This is a genomic window from Streptococcus sp. k-628 (assembly GCF_013277475.1).
Classification (GTDB): Bacteria; Bacillota; Bacilli; order Lactobacillales; family Streptococcaceae; genus Streptococcus.
This window is the reverse complement of the sequence record NZ_VMMZ01000112.1, coordinates 1-498: the sequence shown is the minus strand read 5'-3', so window position 1 is coordinate 498 and position 498 is coordinate 1. Positions and strand designations below refer to the sequence as shown.

1 protein-coding gene is annotated in these 498 nt (G+C 38.4%); it reads right to left on the bottom strand.

Features of this window, described 5'->3' with window-relative positions; genetic code table 11:
* A partial coding sequence (locus HT730_RS10135) for an HAD-IIB family hydrolase (protein ID WP_173307518.1) occupies window positions 1–454 on the bottom strand: 454 nt, incomplete at its 3' end.
* Between the last annotated feature and the right edge of the window lie 44 nt (window positions 455–498).

Sequence of the window (498 nt, the reverse complement as noted above, 5' to 3'; positions counted from 1 at the left end):
TACAGTTAGGATCTTTGGTCACTAATTCAGGTTGAAATTGATCTTCAGGGTGGAAAGCTTCTACGCCAAATAGTTTGGGATTGGCAATTTCTTCATTAGGATTTGTAATGTAGAATTTTTTACGGTATTCTCCAGCGATAAAATCGGCTTGAATGTCTTCTGAACGTCGAACCATGTCTAGCAGATATTTTTTGTCTACCGTCAAACACTTTTCAAAGTCCCAAACTTGGTCTGGCAAATGAGTAAGGGAGCCGTTGAAATTAATCATAGGAGTGTCTAAGCCTAGTTCACGGTAGAAATCTTTTGACATGCGGTAAGGGCGACCTGTCGTAATAATAACCTGATGGCCTTTTTCAGTAACTTTTTTAATGGTTTCTTTGGTAAAGTCAGAAATCTGACTGTCTGAGTTGAGCAGGGTTCCATCTAGGTCAACTGCAATAATTTTTTTCGTCATATGGACCTTTCTAGTGTCTTTCCAGATAATACTCTTCGAAAATT